Origin of the sequence: Brevundimonas sp. 374 (assembly GCF_900102995.1) — a bacterium.
Lineage (GTDB): Bacteria > Pseudomonadota > Alphaproteobacteria > Caulobacterales > Caulobacteraceae > Brevundimonas > Brevundimonas vesicularis_C.
In genome coordinates this window covers 57,138-76,923 of sequence record NZ_FNKT01000003.1, presented here as the reverse complement: position 1 = coordinate 76,923, position 19,786 = coordinate 57,138, and the positions used below count along the sequence as shown (strand labels likewise).

Here is a 19,786-nt window from a genome sequence, read left to right as displayed (position 1 = left end):
TCGCTCCCCCGAGAGGTCCGCTTCATGCTGTTTCGTTCGCTCGTCGCCGCCACGGCCCTGTTCGCCGCCACATCCGCTTTTGGGCCCGCCTCCGCTCAGGAAGCGACGCCCCAGGCCGGCGATCGCCCGGATATCGCCGCCGGCGCCGCCCAGTTCATCAAGCCCACCAACGCCGAGCGGACCCAGGTTCTGGTCGGTTTCCTGACGACGCTGGGCTTCACGCCCGAAATCCAGACCTTCGAAGGCGGCAACCAGGCCACCGGCCCGATGGAAGGCGCCAATGTCGTCGTCACGGTGGGGCAGGGCGACAAGGATATCGTCCTGACCGCCCACTATGACGCGGTGAAGCTGCGCGATGGGACGCTGTCGCAGGGCATCGTCGACAACGTCGGCTCGGTCATGGCGATGATGGAGGCGGCCAAGACGCTGGACATGGCGCTGGAAGGCCAGCCGGTCGCCCACCGCTTCGTCTTCGTTTTCACCGACCAGGAAGAGCTGGGCCTTCTGGGCGCCAAGGCCTTCCTTGAGAAACACGGCAAGGACCGCATCGCCGCCGTCATCAACGCCGATGTCGCCGCCTATGGTCAGACGGTCATGTATGGCGAGAACAATGGGCCGCAGTCGGCCTTCGTGCTGGAGACGCTGCGCGGCCTGTGCGCCGAACGCGGCTTCGACTGCATGCCCTATCCGACCTATCCGCCCAGCGACGACCGCGCCTTCTCGGCCGCGGGCGTGCCGGTGGTTTCGATGGGCACCCAAGATGCGGTCGGCGCCCACCAGATGTGGCTGGCCTTCAATGGCGGCAAGGACAACGGCCTGAAGGAGGGCTTTGTCCCGCCCGTCTTCCAGCGCATCCACTCTACCGAAGATAAGCTGTCGTATCTGAAGGGCGTCGACGTCGCCCGTTTCGGCCTGTTCATCGCCGACCTGGGCCTGGCCCTGGACAAAAAGCTGGTCGAAATCCAGGCCAAGGACGCAGCGGTCGCCGCCGAAACCGCACCGGCGGCCCCGGCGACGACGCCCGGCGGCGAGTGACGGCGGTCATCGAGGTTCGCGGCGTCCAGCCGACGCCGAAGGAAGGTCGGGCGGCCGTCAAGGCGTGGCCCGTCGTCCGGCGCTGGGCGAACCTGCCCGTGTTGTTTCTGGGCGGCGCCATGCTGGCGACCATCGCTGTCTGCCTCGGCCTGCCCCTGGAGCGGACCAGCTGGATCGTCGGCCTGCAGTTGGTTGGGCTGTACGGCTTTATCGGGCTGTCGGTCCTGGCGCATTACAGGGTCATGGCGGCGGCGCGCCGGTCGCCGATCGCGCAGAGGCCAACCGACTGGCGCATCGATGACAGCGGTCTGGCGCTGTCGGGAGCGGATTTCGACACCCGCATCGGCTGGCGCAATCTGGTCGCGGTGGTGGAGGAGAGGGATCGCCTGATCTTCGCAGCCTCGCCCAACACCAACTTCATCCTGCCCTTGCGCGTGCTGGAGACGGATCAACGGCAGGCGTTGCGCGTCTTGATCGCCGATGTGCGAGCGCGGGGCGTCCTTGGCGCCGGTGTTGACTAAGACCCTCGCGCGTCCGACAACGCCTGACCGTATTGATCCGGCTCCGTCGCGCTCGCGCCGGGGCCGTCTCGCTTTTGGAGGTCTTGGTCCCGTGTCCACTGAACATCTGATGGGTGTCTACAATCGCGCGCCGCTGGAAGTGGAACGCGGCCGAGGCGCGCGTCTGTGGGCGACCGACGGGACCGAATATCTCGACTGCGTCGCCGGCATCTCGACCAACGGCCTGGGCCACGCCCACCCCGAACTGGTCCAGGCGGTCAAGGATCAAGCCGAGAAGCTGTGGCACGTCTCCAACATCTTTCGCATCCCGGGTCAGGAAGCGCTGGCTGACGCCCTGTGCGAATCCAGCTTCGCCGACGTGGTGTTCTTCACCAACTCGGGCACCGAAGCCGTCGAATGCGCGCTGAAGACGGCGCGCAAGTACCATTCGGCCAATGGCGCGCCTGAGCGGATCGACATCTACGGCTTCGACGGCTCGTTCCACGGTCGGACCTATGGCGCGATCAACGCCGCCGCCAACCCCAGCTATACCGAGGGCTTCGGCCCGCCGATGCAGGGCTTCCACCAGCTGAAGTGGGGCGACCACGAGGCGATCAAGGCCGCCATCGCCAACCCCACGACCGCCGCCATCATCGTCGAGCCCGTGCAGGGCGAGGGCGGCTGCCGCGCCATGCCCGAACAATGCCTGCGGGGGCTGCGCGACCTGTGCGACGAACACGGCGTCCTGATCATCTTCGATGAGGTCCAGTGCGGCATGGGCCGGACCGGCAAGCTGTGGGCCCATGAATGGGCGGGCATGGCGCCGGATATCATGGCTGTGGCCAAGGCCCTGGGCGGGGGCTTCCCCATCGGCGCCTGCCTGGCCTCGGCCAAGGCGGCCAAGGGGATGACGGTCGGCGTTCACGGCTCGACCTTCGGCGGCAATCCTCTGGCCATGGCCGTGGGTCAGAAGGCGCTGAGCCTGATCAACAGCCCCGAGACGCTGAACAACGTCAACGAGGTCGCCGGCTATCTGAAGCAGCAGTTCGCCGGCCTTCAGGAACGCTTCCCCGATGTGATCGCCGACGTCCGCGGCAAGGGCCTTCTGATCGGCATCAAGATGGTGCCGAACAATCGCGAGTTCATGGCCCTGGCGCGCGACACGCAGCAGTTGCTGATCGCCGGCGGCGGCGACAACTGCGTGCGACTGCTGCCGCCGTTGAACCTGACGCTGGACGAGGCCCGCGAAGCCGTGGCCCGTTTCGAAGCGGCCTGCGAGGTCGCCCGCGAAAAGCTGGCGGCCTGAGCCCGACATCCGCTCATCCCCGCGAAAGCGGGGACCCACTTCTTTCGAGAACGCGGGATCGACGGATGAAACACCCGACGGGCGGCTGTCGCCCACAGCACTAGGTCCCCGCTTCGCGGGGATGAGCGGAGCTAGACATATGGTCCGGCACTTCCTCGACATCCACCGGCTAGACGCGGCGGATCTGCGCGCCATCCTGGACGACGCCCATGCCCGCAAGGCCGCCCGCAAGGGCTGGCCCCAGGGGCGCGCCGACGCCGATGCGCCGGGCCAGGATCGCGTTCTGGCGATGATCTTCGAGAAGAACTCGACCCGCACCCGGTTCAGCTTCGACGCGGCCATCCGCCAGCTGGGCGGCTCGGCGATCATCGCCACGGCCGCAGACATGCAGTTGGGCCGCGGCGAGCCGGTGGAGGACACCGCCCGCGTGCTGTCGCGCATGGTCGATGCCGTGATGATCCGCGCCAACGATCACGAGGATGTCGAGCGGTTCGCCCGCGTCTCGACCGTGCCCGTGGTCAACGGCCTGACCGACCGTTCGCACCCGTGCCAGATCCTGGCCGATCTGCAGACGATCGAAGAGCATCGCGGGCCGATCGCCGGCAAGACGATCGCCTGGATCGGCGACGGCAACAACGTCTGCCACAGCTTCATGCACGCGGCGCCCAAGTTCGGCTTTCATCTGAACGTCGCCTGCCCGGCGGAATACCACCCGGACCTGCGCGATCTGGCCAAGGGCGGCGACGCCGTCACCCTGACCAGCGATCCGCGCGAGGCGGTCAAGGGCGCCGACGTCGTCGTCACCGACACCTGGGTCTCCATGGGGGATCAGGACTATGAGGCGCGGCTCGCGGCGTTCGAACATTACGGCGTCGATGAAGCCCTGATGGATCTCGCCGATCCCGAAGCGGTCTTCCTGCATTGCCTTCCCGCCCACCGTGGCGAGGAAGTCACCGACGCCGTCATCGACGGGCCGCGCTCTCTGGTCTGGGACGAGGCCGAAAACCGCATCCATGCCCAGAAGGCCGTTCTGGCTTGGTGCTTTGGCGGCTGAACGAAAAAAAGGGCGGACCCGCTCGGGTCCGCCCCTTCTAGTTTTTGAAGAGTCGAAGCCTAGAGTTTGACGTCCGACACGCCGCCGACATCCGGGACGCTCTTGGTCAGGTTGGCCTTCAGGACTTCGTAGCCGAAGCCCAGCGCGCCCTTGTCGGACACCCACACGCGGCCGTCGTCGGCGTCGAAACGGACCAGGGTCAGGTGGGCGTCGTCCTTGCCGTCCGGATACCAGGCGGCGACGACGGGGTTCCAGTATTTCTCGATGCGGCTGCGGTCCTGATCGATGGCCAGGCGGCCGTGGATGCAAGCCTGAACCTTGCCGTCCTTGGCCTGGTAGCAGAACATGCCGTTCTGGCCACCGCCGGCGACGTCACGGGCGAAATCGGTGTCGTCGCGGGTGAAGAACCAGATGGTCCCCGTCTCGTCCTCGCCGAAACCGGTCATGGGTTGGTGGTGATAGCCGGGGCGATCGATGCCCAGCATGCCGGTGTTGGACTCCTTCAGGCTCTTCCAGAATTCCTTCTCGGCCTCGGCGGGGGTCAGTTTGTCGGACACGCGGTCTCTCCTTGAGTGGTTCGCAAGGTTCAACCGACCGGCCGTGATCGGGTTCCCGCCTCTAGGCGCCGGGTATCCAGGGCGCACGCTCGGCGCCGAACAGCGTCGCCAGGTGGATCAGCAGCAGCAAGGCGATCGCCGCCGCGCCGACCATCAGGAACCGCCACGGCATCAGGCGCGGTCCCTTGAACGGATCCGGCGGCCGGGCGCCGCGCCATCCGCAAAAGACCATAACGGCGAGGGCGACGCCAAGCAGGACGAGGGTGGTGGTCAGGCTCATGCGCCGCAGGTGGCGAAAGCCGCGCCGCTTGGCAAGCGAACCCTTGCCGGGAGGTTAATCTTCATGCCGCGTTAACCGAGATGATTCACAAATCCGGCTGTCTGGTGCGATGTCCACAGGATCGGGATATCGCTGCTAGATATTGCGGTTAACCATCAGTTTACACCCTCGATATTGACGGTATAGCCTTCGTCGCATGGGCTGGGAGACGAATCAGTGAGCGCTGCAGCGCCGTGGAGCGTTAAGGGAATCGATCCCAAAGCACGCGAGGTCGCCAAGGATCTGGCGCGCCGGTCCGGCATGACGCTGGGCGAATGGCTCAACTCCATGATCATGGAAGACGAGGAGGAGGGCTACGCCACCCTGCCGCGTCGCTCCCAGGCCGCCGAATATGAACGCCGCAACCGCAGCCGTCGTCTGGACGACGCCTATGAGGTCGAAGACAGCCAGCAGCGGATCAGCGCCTCCATCGATGTGATCGCCGCACGGCTGGAAGCCGCCGAACGTCGCTCGACCGTCGCCATTCAGGGCGTGGACCAGGCCGTCGCAGGGCTGATGCGCCGGCTGGACGGCCAGGAGGCCGAGGCTCAGGGCGCCGCCCGCCGCATCGACGACATCGCCGAGGAGCTGCGCGAAGGGCATCGCCGCCTGCGCGCCTTCGAACGCGACACCGGCCCGTCGACCCAGGAAGCCTTCGGCAAGATCGAGACCTCCCTGGGCGCGCTGACCGGGCGCCTGTACGACATCGAGGAACGCCAGCGTCTGGGCGTCAGCGATCTGCGCGAGCGGATGGAGGCGGTCGAGAAGGCCGCCGGCCCCGGCGTCGGCACGGAAATGCTGGCTCAGGTCAGCGCGCGTCTGGACGAGGCCCAGAACCGCACGACCGAAGCCCTGAAGACGCTGGAACGCTCGTTCGCCGCGCTGGACCAGCGGATGCGGACGGCCGAAAGCCGCGTCGAGCCGGAAGGCGCGCGCGACCTGGCCCGTTTCGAGAAGCTGGCCGAAAGCTTGTCGCGTCAGATCGACAACAATCGCGCCGAAATGATGCAGCGTCTGGACGCCGCCGAAACCGGCGCGCGCATCGACCGTATCGAACGCGCCGTCCAGGCCGTCGGCGATCAGTTGAAGGCGTCCGAAGAGAAGGGCGCCATCGGTCTTGAAGCCATGGGCCGCGAGGTCCTGCGCATCGCCCGCAACCTGAACGCGCGGGTCAAGAAGGTCGAGACGGACAACGACGGTCGCACCGACGCTGTCGCCCGCGCCGCCGCCGACGTCGTCAGCCAGACTATCGAAACCGAGGTCGCCCGCCGCGCCGCGCGTCTGGATCAGGAGTTCGCCCGCCACGTCGACCGCGTCGACCAACGCCTGACCGCCAGCGACGATCGCCACGCCATCGCCCTGGAGAAGCTGGGCGGCGAAATCACCCGCATCTCGGACCAACTGAGCGATCGCATCGCCCAGTCCGAGCGCCGCTCGCAGCAGGCGCTGGAAGACATCGGCCGACGCCTGTCGGAAAGCTCGGACAAGATCGAGCAGCGCTACGACCGCGCGTCCGGCGAACTGGCCGAGCGGATGCGTCTCAGCGAGGAGCGCACCGCCCGTCTGCTGGCCGAGGCCCGCGAAAGCATCGACGCCCGCGCGCCGACGCCGATCCGCGACAAGCCGCTGGACAATGAGCCCGCATGGACCCCGGCGCGACAGGTGCTGGAACGCGCCGCCTCGGCGACCATACAGGCCCCGATCCAGTCCGCATCCATCGAAGGCGACTGGCGCGCCGCCGCCTTCCCCGATGAGACCTTCACCGACCAGGACGCCTGGTCCAGCGATCCGGTGACGCCCGAAGTCGCGACCGCTGCGCCCTTCCCGTCGGCGCCCGTCGTCCAGACCGAGGCCGAGCCCGTCGAGGCGCTGGCCGACGACATGCCGATGCGCCAGGTCGATCCCGACGGCGTCGAACCCATCATCCAGCCCTTCAGCGGTTTCGGCGGCGCCGATGTCGAGGACGCGCTGGAGGCGACGTCGCCGGGCTTCTCGACCGCACCGGCCGAAAAGCGTGACGCCGCGGTCCTGGACGCCGACGACGACGATTTCGGCGGCGAGACCGAGTTCGTGGATCCGCGCCGGCTGCGCTCCAGCATGGAAGCCGCCGCCGCCGCCGGCCGCGCCGCCTCGACCCGCAGCACCATCGACGCCGCTCGTGCTGCAATCACCGCGCCGGCCGAGCCGGAACCTGCGCCCCGGTCAGGCTTCGGCCTGAAGCGCGGCGGCAAGTCCAAGCTGCAGGAACGGCTGGACCGGCAGGCGTCCAAGGACGGATCGACGGTCAAGAAGGCCTTTCTGGCTTCGGTTACGGCGGTCGCCCTGACCGGCGGCGTATATGGCTATCTGTCCCTGACCGACGGCGGCGCCCCGGACTTCGAGATGCCCAGCTTCGGCGGCGGCTCGACGACAAACGGCGCCATGCCGCTGGCCGCGTCGGCGGTGACGCCGACCGGTCCGAAAGCGACCTTCGACATCGGCGGCCCCGGCGCGGCGGACTATGAGGCGGCGATCGGCAAGCTGGAGGCCGGCGACAACTCTGGCTTGGACGGCATGAAGCGCGCCGCCAACCTGGGTTACGCCCCCGCCCAGACCTATCTGGGTCAGCTGTATCTGGACGGCGCCAACGGCGTGCCCGCCGACCCCGCTCAAAGCCGTCAGTGGGGCCGTCGCGCGGCCGAGGGCGGCGATCCGCGCGGGATGCATCTTTACGGGATGCAGCTCTATGAAGGCGACGGCGGCGCGACCAATCAGGCCGAGGCCCTGACCTGGCTGCTGAACGCGGCTGAGCGCGGCCTGCCGGACAGCCAGTACAATGTCGCGCGCATCTATGAGACCGGCGCCGACGGGGTGGCCAAGAATCCGACCGAAGCGCTGAAGTGGTACATGATCGCCGCGCGCGGCGGGGATGTGGAGGCTCAGGCCGCCGTGACGCGCCTGCGCCCGACGGCCAGCGCCACGGCCCAGCGCGCTGCCCGCACCGCCGCCGACGCCTTCGTGGCCCAGTCGCAGGGTCAGTCGCAGGCCCAAGCCCAGGCGACAGGCTAGATTCCTAGGCGCCGGGCGGCTATCGGTCGCCCGGTCGTCCCCGACCTCGCCCGCCTGACGGCGATTCTTGTGTCCGCTCCAGCCGAAGGCGCGTCCTTTGGACATCTATCTGCCGATCGCCGAGGTTTCGGTGAACTGGCCGACCTTGGTGATCCTGGGGGCGGTGGTCGGATTCGTGTCCGGCCTGTTCGGCATCGGCGGCGGCTTCCTGATGGCGCCGATCCTGGTTTTCCTGGGCATTCCACCGACCGTCGCCGTCGCCAGCCAGGCCAGCCATGTCGTGGCCTCCTCGACGTCGGGCGTCATCCGCTATGCCGGGGCGGGTTCGGTCGATTTCAAGATGGGATCGGTGATGGCGGCCGGCGGCGCGGCCGGCGCCCTGGCGGGCGTCGAGCTGTTTCGCTACCTGCGCCTGTTGGGCCAGGCCGATCTGGTCGTGGCCCTGTCCTATCTCGTCTTCCTGGGCGCGATCGGCATTCTGATGCTCAACGAGAGCCTGACCGAGATCCTGCGCCGCCGCCGAGGGCTGCCCGCGCCGCACAAGCAGCGTCGGCGGCCGATGTGGCTCTATGGTCTGCCGCTGAAAATGAAGTTCCCCAAGTCGGGCCTCTATATCAGCGCCTTGCCGCCGTTCGGCCTGGGCGTCTTCGCGGGCGTCCTGTCGGCCATCATGGGGGTGGGCGGCGGCTTCATCCTGGTGCCGGCCATGCTCTATATCCTGCGCATGAGGGCGGGCGCGGTGGTGGGCACCAGCCTGTTCCAGATCATCATCACCACCGCCATCACCACCATCCTTCAGGCTGGGCGTAACCAGACGGTCGACATCGTGCTGTCCACCATTCTCCTGCTCGGCGGCGTCGTCGGCGCCCAGATCGGCGCACGCTTCGCCGGGCGGTTCCGCGCCGAGGAACTGCGGGCGGCGCTAGGACTGATCGTGCTGCTGGTCGGGATCCAGATGGGCCTGGATCTGTTCGTGAGGCCCAACGACATCTTCATGATCGCGCCGGGGATCGCCGACTGATGCAGGCGCTTCCTCCTCCTCCGCCCCCCGTCGCAGCCCCGCCGCTCGATCGGTCCGAAGCAACGACCGGCGACCTGCGCGTCGCCGCCGCCCTGACCGACGCCCAGGTCCGGGTCGACAGCAGTTTTCGGGGGGCGTCCATCGTCCTTTACGGCGCCGTATTCAATCCGACGCCTGAACCAGCGGACGTCGTGGTGGTGGTGCGGGGGCCGGACGCGCCGATCCGCCTGGTCAAGAAGACGCGCACGTCCGGTGTCTGGCTGAACAGCCGGCCCGTGCTGTTCGAGGGTGCGCCCGGCTTCTACATGACCGCCTCGACGCGCCCGCTCAGTGATATCGCGGACTTCGGTCAGCTGCGCCGCCTCGGCGTCGGCGTCGATCACCTGCGCATCGACGCGCCCGAGGAAAGCCGCACCGTCACCCGCTATGGCGTGCGCGACGTGGTCGTCAGCCGTCTGGGCGACGACTATCTGGATTGGCGCCGCGCGGTGATCCGGCTGAAGGAGGCCGCCGCCCTCTACGACACCGATTCCGAAGGGGTGGAGTTCGTGGACCGGGGCCTGTTCCGCGCCGAGGTCAAACTGCCGACCGTGGCGCCCACCGGCAAATACTACGCCGAGGTCTGGCTGTTTCAGGACGGCGAGCCGCAGTCGGTGTCGAACCTGACCCTGACGGTCGAGAAGGTCGGGCTGGAGCGCGACATCTATGAGTTCGCCCACCGTCGGCCGTGGCTGTACGGCGTGCTGTGCGTCGTGCTGGCCGCCCTGACTGGCTACGGCGCCTCGCGCATCTTCAGCCGGCGGAGCTGAAGCCCAGCTCGGCGCGCAGGCCCTCGGCCGTCAATCCGCCGGCCCTCAGCTCGGCCAGGGTGATCGAGCGATCGCGCTTGGCGTAGCGCCGCCCGTCCGGCCCTGTCAGCAAGGCATGATGACGATAGGTCGGCGCCGGCCAGCCCATCAGGGTCTGGATCAGCCGCTGCACGTGCGTGGCCTCGAACAGGTCCTGGCCCCGGATGACATGGGTGATGCCCTGCAAGGCGTCGTCATGCGTCACGGCCAGATGATAGGCGACGCCCGTATCCTTGCGCGCCAGGACGACATCGCCCGCCGCCTCGGGATCGACGGTGACGACGCCGGTTTCGCCGTTCGGACCCTCGCCCTCCTCGACGAAGTTCAGGTCGTTCCAGGTCGCCTCGCCCAAGGCCTTCCGCGCCCGATCCAGCGACAGCCGCCAGGCGAATGGCGCGCCCGAGGCCAGCAGATGCGCCTCCTCGTCCGCTGAATGCGGACCGGGCCTCGCTGCCTCCATCGTCCCGTGAGGCGCCTCACCGATGGCGTTCAGGATCTCTTTGCGCGTTCGGAAACACCGATAGAGCAGGCCTCGCGCCCGCAGAATCTCGATCGCGGCGGCATACTCGGCCAGATGATCGGACTGGCGCCGGACCGGCGTCTCCCAATCCAGACCCAGCCAAGCCAGGTCCTCCAGAATGCCCGCCTCATATTCCGGCCGGCATCGCGTCGGATCGATATCCTCAATGCGCAGCACGAACCGCCCGCCCGCCGCCTTCGCCGCCGTCCAGGCGGTCAGAGCCGAAAAGGCGTGGCCTTTGTGCAGGCGGCCGGTAGGCGAGGGTGCGAAGCGGGTGGCGAACATCACGACGCTCCTTAGCGGTTTGCGGCCCTCAACGGCGCCCCCGCTCTTTCCGACAAGCGCGACGGGCCGTAAGCATGGCGTATGCCGCTCGCACCCACGCCCGATGACATCGCCGCCGCGCGCCAGGCGCTGGTCGCCGCCGATCCGGCGCTCGTGCGCGTGGACGCCCAGACGCCGCCGCTGGAGTGGCGGTTGAGAGTTGGCGGGTTCGAAGGCTTGTTCCGCATGATCGTGGAGCAGCAGGTCTCGGTGGCCTCGGCCGCTTCGGTCTGGGCGCGGCTGCGCGAAGGCATGGGCGGCATCACGCCCGAGCTGTTGCTGGCGCACGATCTGGATCAGCTGCGCGGCATGAGTCTGTCGCGGCAGAAGGCGACCTATGGTCAGGGGATCGCGCGGGCGCAGATCGCGGGCGAGATCGATCTGGAGCATCTGGCCAACCTGGATGACGAGGCCGCGATCGCCTCTCTGACGGCGCTGAAGGGCGTGGGCCTGTGGACGGCCGAGGCCTATCTGATGATGTGCGAGGGGCGGCTGGATGTCTTTCCCGGCGGCGACGTGGCCTTGCAGGAGGCGATCCGCTGGGCGGACGGCGCAGAGGTGCGGCCCGATCAAAAGGGCGCCTATGCCCGCGCCGAGATCTGGCGGCCCTATCGTGCGGTCGCCACCCACCTGCTGTGGGCCTGGTACACGGGCGTGAAGCGCGGCGAGATCGCTCTGGATGCGCCGGCATGACCCCGCTCGATCCGGCTCTGACCGAACCGTTGCGCAATCCGCAGACCGTGCTGACCGCGCTGGATTTCGCCGGCGTGGCGGTTTTCGCCGCCACCGGCGCCCTGGCCGCCGCGCGCGAGAAGCACGACGTCGTCACCTTCGCCTTCTTCGGCGCCATCACCGGCGTGGGCGGCGGGACGCTGCGTGACCTGTTGCTGGGCCTTCCGGTCTTCTGGGTGCAGGACTGGCGCTATCTGGCGGTCTGCCTGTTCGCCTCGACGGCCCTGTGGCTGGTGGGGCAGCGCGACTGGCGGTTTCGCGCCCTGCTGTGGCTGGATGCGGTGGGTCTTGCGGCCTATGGCGTGATGGGGGCGGCCAAGGCCGAGGCAGCCGGGGCGCCGGCCCTGATCTGCATCGTCATGGGCACGCTGACGGCCTGTTTCGGCGGGGTGGTGCGCGACACCCTGGCGGGTCAGCCGTCGATCCTGCTGCGGCGAGAGATCAACGTCACGGCCGCGATCCTGGCGGCGACGGTCTATATGGTGCTGAGGGCGCCGGGCGTCGGCGTCTGGCCCGCCGCCATCGTCGCGGCGCTGTCGGGCTTCCTACTGCGCGCGGCCGCCTTGCGCTGGGGCTGGACCCTGCCGGGGTTTCCGACCCACGCGCGCGGGGTCTGAGGCAGGACGTCACGAAAACGCTGCACACTGGTCATGGCGATGAGCGGGAATCAGGGGTAGGCTGATCTCACAAGACTAGGGAAGGAGACGTGTCCTCACCTCTGTCGCCTCAAAATCCCCCCGTCCGCGCGGGAGGGCCTGATGCAGGTTCTCCATCGACCGCCCTCCGGTTTTCCCGCGTTGGTGCTGAACGCCGACTTCCGGCCGCTGTCGTACTATCCGCTGTCGCTGTGGCCGTGGGAGGAGGCGGTCAAGGCGGTCTATCAGGACCGCGTGGACGTGGTGTCCCTGTATGACAAGGTCGTCCGCTCCCCGTCGATGGAGATGCAGCTTCCCAGCGTGATCGCGCTGCGCAGCTATGTGGATCAGGACCGCAGCCCCGCCTTCACCCGCTTCAACGTCTTTCTGCGCGACGGCTTCGCCTGTCAGTACTGCGGTCAGTCGGCTGAATTGACCTTCGACCACGTCATCCCGCGCTCACAGGGCGGACGCACGACCTGGGACAATATCGTTGCGGCCTGCAGCCCCTGCAATCTGGCCAAGGGCGGACGAACGCCGCGCCAGGCCATGATGCCGATCCGCCGCGAACCCTATCGCCCCAACGCCTGGCAGCTTCAGGACGCCGGCCGGCGCTTCCCTCCGCACTATCTGCACCAGAGCTGGCTGGACTATCTCTACTGGGACATAGAGCTCGAACCCTAGGGGCGCAGGACGGCGACGCCCGGCCGGGCGGTTTCCGCGCGGCGACGGCGCAGGCGGCGATCCAGACGGTCGATCTCGGCCAAGGTCATATCCGGGTGGCGGCGGAAGGCTTGGCGCAACTGTTCGATCCGGCCGGGCGCCCAGGCGGCGGCGACGCCGGCCGCGCCCGCCAGGAAATCGATGACGGAGACGCTGCGGCCGGTCAGGGCCTGAAGTAATTCAGCCCCGAAGGCAGCGGCGATGACATACAGCGCCAGGTCGTCGCGGCGCTGGTTCGGCGCGATCAGGAACAGGCCGCTGGCCACGCCATAGAAGGCGATGACGTGGGCGGCCTTGTCGTTCAGGCCGAAGACCTGTTCCAGACCTTGGAACGGTCCCAACATCAGGATGGCCATGCCCAGCGCCGCCAGGGCGAAGCCGAGGCGGGCGGCCATGACGATGCGGCGAGGCGTGAGCATGAGGCGGGTGTCCGTGACCTGATCCGCCGTTATCCTGCATCGACGTCCGCCAAGATGCGGTGAAGCGACGTGCTGAACGCTTTACAAACAGACTATCGCAGGATCGCCCAATCCAGGGCGTGGACACGGTCGCGTCCCAGGGCGGCGGCCATGGGCGGGGCGGCGAACAGGTTGGCGATGGCGGGATCGAGCACGTTCAGCCCGCCGGTGAAGGCGCCGAAGGCGGGCAGGACTATGCGTGATCCGTCGGTGACGAAGCAAGGACGGCGCACGCCGCGTCCATAGGCGGCGACCTTGGCGGCGGGGTGCAGGTGGCCCGCGACCTCGCCACGACGGTCGTCGTCGGCGCTCAGCGCCTCCGGTTCGTGGGTCAAGCGCAGCGCGCCCAAGGCCATATCGCCGACGATCCGGCCGGGCAGGCGGGATGCCGTGTCCGCATCGCGAGCGAGCGCCTCGCGGTCGTGATTGCCTTCCAGCCACAGCCAGTCGCGCCCCGCCGCCAGCCGGTCCAGCCGCGCCCGGTCGTCGGCCGCCATGCGGGGAATGGCCTTGGTGTCATGGAAGCTGTCGCCCAGCAGCACGACCATGGCCGGGTCCAGTTCGACGATCTCGGCTTCCAGTCTGTCCAGCGTGGCGCGGCTGTCATAGGGCGGCAGAAGTTGGCCGCGCACGGCGAAGGCCGAGCCCTTTTCCAGATGCAGATCCGCGACGATCAGGGCGCCGTAGGCCGGAACCCACATCGCTCCGGAACAGCGCAGCACGCAGGCCTCTCCCGCGATCCGCACGCTCAGCGAACCGCAAATCTTGCGGGCCGGGGACAGGGTCTGGCGCAGGGCGGCGTTCATGCGGCGGCTTCTGGCTCGGCGTCGTCCATGACCTCGGCGATCAGCAGGTCGGCGCTTTCGTCCAGAATCATTTCGGCGGCGTCTCCACTAACTCGCTCGCGTCCGATCTGGACCAGCACGGGCACGCAGAAGGGCGAGGCGCGGCTCAGGTGTTGGTGACGAATACGTCCCTCGATCCGCGCCAGCATCTGGCCCAGTCGCGCCACGTCCAGCAGGCCGGAGGCGGCGTCGGCGCGGGCGGTCTTGAGCAGCAGATGGTCAGGTTGGTGGCGGCGCAGCACGTCGTAGATCAGGTCGGTGGAGAAGGTCACCTGCCGGCCGGTCTTTTCGGCGCCGGGCTGGCGGCGTTCGATCAAGCCCGAGATCAGGGCGCAATTGCGGAAGGACCGCTTCATCATGAAGCTTTCCTCCAGCCAGGCTTCCAGGTCGTCGCCCAGCATGTCCGGCTGGAACAGGGCGTCCAGATCGATCGTGTCCATCGGCTTGATCGACCAGATCGCCAGCGAATAGTCGGTGACGACAAAGCCCAGCGGCCCGACGCCCATTCGGTCCAGCCGCCGGGTCAGCAGCATGCACAGGGTGGTGTGGGCCAGATTGCCCTCGAACGGATAGGCCACCAGGAAATGCCGGCTGCCGCGCGGAAAGGTTTCGACAAGCATGGATTCGGCGTCGGGAATGACGGACCGGGCTTCCTGCAACTCCAGCCATTCCTGCACGTCGGGCGGCAGGACGCGCCAGTGGTCGCGGTCGTGGATCATCGTCCGCACCCGGTCCGCCAGCGACGTGGACAGCGGGAACTTCGAGCCGCCCCATGACGGAATCTTGGGGTCGCTGTCATTGGCGTGGGTGACCAGAGCGTCGGTCCCGGTGATGCCCTGAAACGCCCAGGTCTGGCCGGCGAACTGGAAGGTGTCGCCGGGCGTCAGCTGTTCGAAATACCACTCCTCGGCCTCGCCCACCTTGCGGCCGCCGATCAGCTGGCGCGAGGCGCCGCCGCGACGGCTGGCGACGCGAACGTTCAGCGTTCCGGCCGAGACGATGGCGCCGACGTTCATGCGGTGCCGCTGGGCGATATGCTGGTTGCGGACCTTCCAGCGGCCATCCGGCGTGCGCACGATCCGGGCGAACCGGTCGTAGGTCCGCAGCGCATAGCCGCCGGTGGCGACGAAATCGACCACCTCCTCGAACTGCTCCCACGTCAGGGCGCGAAAGGGGCCGCAGCCGGTGATCTCGTCATACAAGACCTGCATGTCGAACGGCTCGGAACAGGCGACGCCCATGACGTGCTGGGCCAGGGTGTCCAGCGTGCCGATATGGACCGGCTCCCAGTCGAAGGCGTTGTCGGCGACGGCCTCGCGCGCCGCCTGACACTCCAGCATCTCGAACCGGCTGGCGGGCACCAGAAGCGCGCGCGACGGCTCGTCCAGCCGGTGGTTGGCGCGGCCGATGCGCTGCACCAGCCGGCTGGAGCCCTTGGGCGCCGCCATCTGGATGACCAGATCCACGTCGCCCCAGTCGATGCCCAGATCCAGCGTCGAGGTACAGACCACGGCCCTGAGGTCGCCGCGCGCCATGGCCGCCTCGATCTTGCGCCGCTGCTCGGCGGCGAGCGAGCCGTGATGCAGACCGATGGGCAGGTTCTCGTCGTTGATGGCCCACAGCTGCTGGAACACAAACTCCGACTGCCAGCGGGTGTTGACGAAGATCAGCGCCAGGGTCGAACGCTGGATGGCGGCGTAGACCTCCGGGATCGCGTGCTGGCCGGTGTGGCCGGCCCAAGGCACCTTGCCCTCGGAGATCAGCACGTCGATGACCGCCGGCGCGCCGGGGTCGCCGCGGACCAAGGCCACGTCCGCGACGCCGGGCGAGGGACTGAGCCATCCCCGGATCAGATCGGGGTCCTCGATAGTCGCGCTCAGTCCCACCCGGCGCATATCGGGGGCGAAGCTCTGCAACCGACCCAGCCCGAGCGACAACAGGTCCCCGCGCTTGCCGCTCCAGATCGCATGCACCTCGTCCAGAACCACGCATTTCAGATCGGCGAAATAAGAACGGGCGCCTTCCCAGGCGCAGAACAGGGCCAACTGCTCGGGCGTGGTCAGCAGGATATCAGGCGGAAAGTCGCGTTGTCGCTGGCGTTTGGACTGTTTGGTGTCGCCGGTGCGCGTCTCGACATGGATGTTCAGCCCGATCTCGCGGATCGGGGTCATCAGATTGCGCTCGACGTCCGTCGTCAGGGCCTTCAGCGGCGACAAATAAAGCGTATGCACCCCCGACCCCGCCCCGGTCGCCGGCTTCGGTCCGCGCTCGGCCAGGTCGATCAGGCTGGGCAGAAACCCCGCCAGCGTCTTGCCCCCGCCGGTCGGCGCGACCAGCAGGGCGTGGCGGCCGGCCTCCCCCGCCGCGACCATCTCCAGCTGATGTCGCCGGGGCGACCAGCCGCGCGACGCGAACCAGTCGGCGAACAGGGGCGGAAGCGTTGCGGGAGCGGCGGCGGTCGTCACGGACGGGATATAGCATGTTCCCGTTCCGTTTCAGCCCCAGGCTCGCTATCTATCGGACGTGTCCGACGAATCCGTCATTTCCGAAACCCGCCTGACCGGCGCCCAGCCGTGGGCGGACTTGCCGCCAGCGCTTGCCACGCCGCCGGGCGCAGGGGCGGTTTGCGACGAGGCGGGGGCCAGGAAGATCGGGCGAGGGGCGGCCGAGGGGTTCTTCAGCACCGGCCCGGTGATGGCGGCGCATGCGTCGCTGACGGCGCGCCGGCTGGGGCTGACCCCGCCGCCGCGATCAGCTGATCTGATGGATGTGCTGGAACTTTACGCCTTCGTGCGGCCGGCGCGGTTCTGTGCGCCGTCGCCGACGGGGCTGGCGCTGTCGCTGGGGCTGGCCGAGCCGAAGTCGGCGGAGGAACAGGCGGCGGCCCTGCGTGAGGCGGCGGGGCTGCTGCTGCGCGAACTGGCTGATCCGGCCTACCCGGAGCGCGAGGCGGCCTATGTCCTGGCGCTGACGATGCAGCGGGCGGGCTGGGCCTGGGGCGAGCGGGTGGTTCAGGCGCTGGAGGCCGGCGGCGTACGGGCGCGCCAGCATCGCGGGTCCGGGATGGATGTCTGGTCGCGGCTGACCGAATGGGAGGACGAGGCGCCGCGCGGCGAGGCGGGATCGGCGCCGGTCGACAGCGAGAGCGCCCGCATCCGGCTGGAGAAGCTGCTTCAGGCCTCAGGCCTGGACGAAACGCGGCCGACCCAATCGGACTACGCCGCCGAAGCCGCCTTCGCTTTTTCGCCGAGGAACGAGGAGGGTCGGCCCCGCATGCTGCTGGCCGAGGCGGGAACCGGCACGGGCAAGACCCTGGGCTATCTGGCGCCCGCCTCCCTGTGGGCCGAGCGGAACCAGGGAGCGGCGTGGATCTCGACCTATACCCGCGCGCTGCAACGCCAGATCGACCGCGAGAGCCATTCGCTGTGGCCCGATCCGGCCGAGCGCAAGAAGAAGGCGGTGATCCGCAAGGGGCGCGAGAACTATCTCTGCGTCCTCAATCTGCAGGACATGGTCCAGGCGGCCCAACTGGGGAATGGCGACCTGATCGGCCTGGCGCTGGCTGGGCGCTGGGCGCTGCATACGCGCGACGGCGACATGACGGGCGGGGACTTTCCCGGCTGGCTGCCCGGCCTGTTCGCCATGCCGGCGGCCCATGCGGCGGGAGCGGCCAATCTGGTGGATCGGCGCGGCGAATGCGTCCACGCCGCCTGTCCCCACTACCGCACCTGTTTCGTCGAAAAGACGATCCGCGCCAGCCGCCGCGCGGACTTGGTCATCGCCAACCACGCCCTGGTCCTGACCCAGGCGGCGTTCGACGGCGCGCGCTCGGCGCGGGGCCAGAAGCAGGACGGTGAGACGGCGGCGCTGAAGCGGATCGTCTTCGACGAGGGGCACCACCTGTTCGACGCCGCCGACAGCGCCTTTTCCGCCTGTCTGTCGGGCCAGGAGGCGGCCGAGCTGCGCCGCTGGATCCGCGGGCCGGAGGGGCGGGGGCGTCGCGGTCGGGGGCTGGAACAGCGGCTGGGCGACATGGTCAACGACAATGAGGCGGCGATGAAGGCGCTGCAGGACGCCATCCGCGCCTCCGCCGCGCTGCCGGGGGAAGGCGTGTCGGGCCGCGTCGCGCCGGCCTCGGGCGAGGTCAATCCGATCGGCCCGATCGAGGCGTTCCTGGCCGCCGCGCTGGATCAGCTTCGGGCGCGCACCGCCGAGACCAACACCTATGGCGGTCCCGAGTTCGGCATGGAGTGCGCGCTGAAGCCGGTGACTGATCCCGTCGCCGAAACGGCGCGCGCGGCCGCCCAGGCCCTGGCCGCCATCGAGGCGCCGCTGCTGGCCCTGTCGCGACATCTGGAAGACATACTGGACGACGAGGCGGCCGAGCTGGACGGGTCGCAGCGGTCGCGCATCGAAGGGGCTCTGCGCGGGCTGGATCGGCGCGCGCGCATGACCTTGCCGGGGTGGCGGTCGATGCTGGCGGCGCTTGAGGACGGGGGCGATCAGCCCGATCCTGATTTCGTCGATTGGCTGTCGGCCGAGACGGCGTTCGGCCGCATCCACGACGTGGCCCTGCGTCGCCACTGGATCGACCCGACCGTCCCGCTGGAGGCCGCCGTGATCGTGCCGTCGCACGGGGTGCTGGTGACATCGGCCACCCTGTCCGATCCCTTGCAGGAAGACCCGTTCGACCTGGCGCGGATGCGGACCGGCTCGGCACGTCTGATCGAGCCCCCCCGCACTTTGAAGGTTGAAAGCCCGTTCGATTATGCGGCCAACAGCCGGGTCATCGTCGTCAACGACCTGGTCAAGGACGATCCGCGCCAGACGGCGGCGGCGATGCGCGAACTGTTCCTGGCGGCGGGCGGCGGGGGGCTGGGCCTGTTCACCGCCATTCGCCGATTGAAGGCGGTCTATGAGCGGCTGGGGCCGGATCTGGCGAAGTCGGGCGTGCCGCTCTATGCTCAGCACGTCGATCCGCTGGAGGTCGGGGCGCTGGTGGACATGTTCCGGGTCGAGGAGAATTCCTGCCTGTTGGGCACCGACGCGGTGCGCGACGGGGTGGACGTGCCGGGACGGTCGCTTCGGGTGCTCGCCTTCGACCGTGTGCCGTGGCCGCGCCCGGATTTGCTGCACAAGGCGCGGCGCGAACGGCTGGGAGGGAAGGGTTATGACGATGCCCTCGCCCGCGCCCGCATCGCCCAGGCCTTCGGCCGGCTGATCCGGCGCGGCGACGACAAGGGGGTGTTCCTGATGCTGGACGCCGCCACCCCCACCCGCCTGTTCGCCAGCCTGCCGCCCGGTACCGAGGTTCAGCGCATGGGCCTGGCCGATGCGGTCGAACTGACCCGCAGTTTCCTGAACCCCGAGACGACTTAGGATGTCGAAAACCACGCCCGCGACCGTCGCCCTGACCAAGGCCGGCGTCGCCTTCGCTCTGTTTCCCTACGACTATGATCCCGACGCGCCGCGCGTGGGATTGCAGGCCGCCGAGGCGTTGGGCATGGCTCCGGAACAGGTGTTCAAGACGCTGATGGTTCTGGTCGACGGCGCTCCGGCTTGCGTCATCGTGCCGTCCGACTGCGAGGTCAGCATGAAGAAGCTGGCGGCGGTGCTTGGGGCTAAGTCGGCTCAGATGATGAAGCCCGCCGACGCCGAACGGCTGACCGGCTACAAGGTCGGCGGGGTCAGCCCGTTCGGCCAGCGAAAGGCCGTGCCGACCGCGATAGACGAAACCGCCATCCTGTTCGATCAGATCCTGATCAACGGCGGTCAGCGGGGGCTTCTGCTGGGCTTGGCGCCGGAGGATGCGCGGCGGGCGGCGAAGGCGGTGCTGGCCGACCTGACCGCCTAGAAGCGCC

18 protein-coding genes are annotated in these 19,786 nt (G+C 68.6%); 12 read left to right on the top strand and 6 right to left on the bottom strand.

The genetic code is table 11. The features are described 5' to 3' along the window. The first annotated feature begins 24 nt into the window (after window positions 1–24). From BLR19_RS10615 to argF, 4 genes are all read left to right on the top strand, one after another. Window positions 25–1,035 carry a M28 family metallopeptidase gene (locus BLR19_RS10615; protein WP_091750676.1) on the top strand — a complete coding sequence of 337 codons (1,011 nt, stop codon included), beginning with the start codon at window positions 25–27 and terminating at the stop codon, window positions 1,033–1,035. Then, complete coding sequence (locus BLR19_RS10610; RefSeq protein WP_091750673.1) at window positions 1,032–1,556, top strand: YcxB family protein; 525 nt, start codon at window positions 1,032–1,034, stop codon at window positions 1,554–1,556. Before BLR19_RS10615 ends, BLR19_RS10610 begins: the two co-directional genes overlap by 4 nt. 91 nt (window positions 1,557–1,647) lie before the next feature. Then, the gene (locus tag BLR19_RS10605; RefSeq protein ID WP_255353562.1) at window positions 1,648–2,841 is read left to right on the top strand and encodes an aspartate aminotransferase family protein; all 1,194 of its coding nucleotides are present in this window, start codon (window positions 1,648–1,650) and stop codon (window positions 2,839–2,841) included. Window positions 2,842–2,980: 139 nt separating this feature from the next. Beyond that, window positions 2,981–3,895 carry an ornithine carbamoyltransferase gene (argF, locus tag BLR19_RS10600; protein ID WP_091750669.1) on the top strand — a complete coding sequence of 305 codons (915 nt, stop codon included), beginning with the start codon at window positions 2,981–2,983 and terminating at the stop codon, window positions 3,893–3,895. 59 nt (window positions 3,896–3,954) lie between these two features. Here the strand turns inward: argF and BLR19_RS10595 are convergent, their stop codons facing one another. Both BLR19_RS10595 and BLR19_RS10590 read right to left on the bottom strand, forming a co-directional pair. After that, complete coding sequence (locus tag BLR19_RS10595) at window positions 3,955–4,452, bottom strand: pyridoxamine 5'-phosphate oxidase family protein (RefSeq protein WP_091750666.1); 498 nt, start codon at window positions 4,450–4,452, stop codon at window positions 3,955–3,957. Between the two features lie 61 nt (window positions 4,453–4,513). Beyond that, entirely contained in the window at window positions 4,514–4,732 is a 219-nt protein-coding gene (locus tag BLR19_RS10590) for a hypothetical protein (protein ID WP_091750663.1), read from the bottom strand. Between the two features lie 216 nt (window positions 4,733–4,948). Here BLR19_RS10590 and BLR19_RS10585 point away from each other — a divergent pair, with 216 nt between their 5' ends. From BLR19_RS10585 to BLR19_RS10575, 3 genes are all read left to right on the top strand, one after another. Continuing rightward, window positions 4,949–7,819, top strand: a complete 2,871-nt coding sequence (locus BLR19_RS10585; protein WP_255366595.1) for an SEL1-like repeat protein — start codon at window positions 4,949–4,951, stop codon at window positions 7,817–7,819. A gap of 97 nt (window positions 7,820–7,916) precedes the next feature. Further along, a complete protein-coding gene (locus BLR19_RS10580; protein WP_017506607.1) occupies window positions 7,917–8,840 on the top strand; it encodes a sulfite exporter TauE/SafE family protein in 924 nt (307 codons plus the stop codon). Next, entirely contained in the window at window positions 8,840–9,649 is an 810-nt protein-coding gene (locus BLR19_RS10575) for a TIGR02186 family protein (protein WP_091750657.1), read from the top strand. Before BLR19_RS10580 ends, BLR19_RS10575 begins: the two co-directional genes overlap by 1 nt. On the opposite strand, the gene gluQRS is transcribed toward BLR19_RS10575, so the two are convergent. Further along, on the bottom strand, window positions 9,633–10,496 hold the full coding sequence (gene gluQRS, locus BLR19_RS10570) for a tRNA glutamyl-Q(34) synthetase GluQRS (RefSeq protein WP_218119395.1): 864 nt from the start codon (window positions 10,494–10,496) through the stop codon (window positions 9,633–9,635). The two genes, BLR19_RS10575 and gluQRS, sit on opposite strands and share 17 nt — an antisense overlap. A 78-nt stretch (window positions 10,497–10,574) precedes the next feature. Between gluQRS and BLR19_RS10565 the strand changes: the two genes are divergently transcribed. The 3 genes from BLR19_RS10565 to BLR19_RS10555 all read left to right on the top strand — a co-directional run bounded on the left by BLR19_RS10565 (window position 10,575) and on the right by BLR19_RS10555 (window position 12,583). Beyond that, complete coding sequence (locus BLR19_RS10565; protein ID WP_091750651.1) at window positions 10,575–11,225, top strand: DNA-3-methyladenine glycosylase family protein; 651 nt, start codon at window positions 10,575–10,577, stop codon at window positions 11,223–11,225. Further along, a complete protein-coding gene (locus BLR19_RS10560; protein ID WP_039244011.1) occupies window positions 11,222–11,881 on the top strand; it encodes a trimeric intracellular cation channel family protein in 660 nt (219 codons plus the stop codon). Before BLR19_RS10565 ends, BLR19_RS10560 begins: the two co-directional genes overlap by 4 nt. Window positions 11,882–12,022: 141 nt before the next feature. Next, window positions 12,023–12,583, top strand: a complete 561-nt coding sequence (locus BLR19_RS10555; RefSeq protein WP_026108602.1) for an HNH endonuclease — start codon at window positions 12,023–12,025, stop codon at window positions 12,581–12,583. Here the strand turns inward: BLR19_RS10555 and BLR19_RS10550 are convergent. From BLR19_RS10550 to BLR19_RS10540, 3 genes are all read right to left on the bottom strand, one after another. Continuing rightward, window positions 12,580–13,041 carry a VanZ family protein gene (locus BLR19_RS10550; RefSeq protein ID WP_091750648.1) on the bottom strand — a complete coding sequence of 154 codons (462 nt, stop codon included), beginning with the start codon at window positions 13,039–13,041 and terminating at the stop codon, window positions 12,580–12,582. The two genes, BLR19_RS10555 and BLR19_RS10550, sit on opposite strands and share 4 nt — an antisense overlap. 92 nt (window positions 13,042–13,133) lie before the next feature. Then, window positions 13,134–13,886, bottom strand: a complete 753-nt coding sequence (pdeM, locus tag BLR19_RS10545) for a ligase-associated DNA damage response endonuclease PdeM (RefSeq protein WP_091750645.1) — start codon at window positions 13,884–13,886, stop codon at window positions 13,134–13,136. Next, entirely contained in the window at window positions 13,883–16,390 is a 2,508-nt protein-coding gene (locus tag BLR19_RS10540) for a ligase-associated DNA damage response DEXH box helicase (RefSeq protein WP_091750642.1), read from the bottom strand. The genes pdeM and BLR19_RS10540 overlap by 4 nt, the downstream gene beginning before the upstream one ends. A gap of 58 nt (window positions 16,391–16,448) precedes the next feature. Between BLR19_RS10540 and BLR19_RS10535 the strand changes: the two genes are divergently transcribed. After that, on the top strand, window positions 16,449–19,304 hold the full coding sequence (locus BLR19_RS10535; protein WP_091750639.1) for an ATP-dependent DNA helicase: 2,856 nt from the start codon (window positions 16,449–16,451) through the stop codon (window positions 19,302–19,304). A 1-nt stretch (window position 19,305) separates the two neighbouring features. Next, window positions 19,306–19,779 (top strand): Cys-tRNA(Pro) deacylase, encoded by a 474-nt coding sequence (gene ybaK, locus BLR19_RS10530; protein ID WP_091750636.1) that lies wholly within the window; start codon window positions 19,306–19,308, stop codon window positions 19,777–19,779. The last annotated feature ends 7 nt before the right edge of the window (window positions 19,780–19,786 follow it).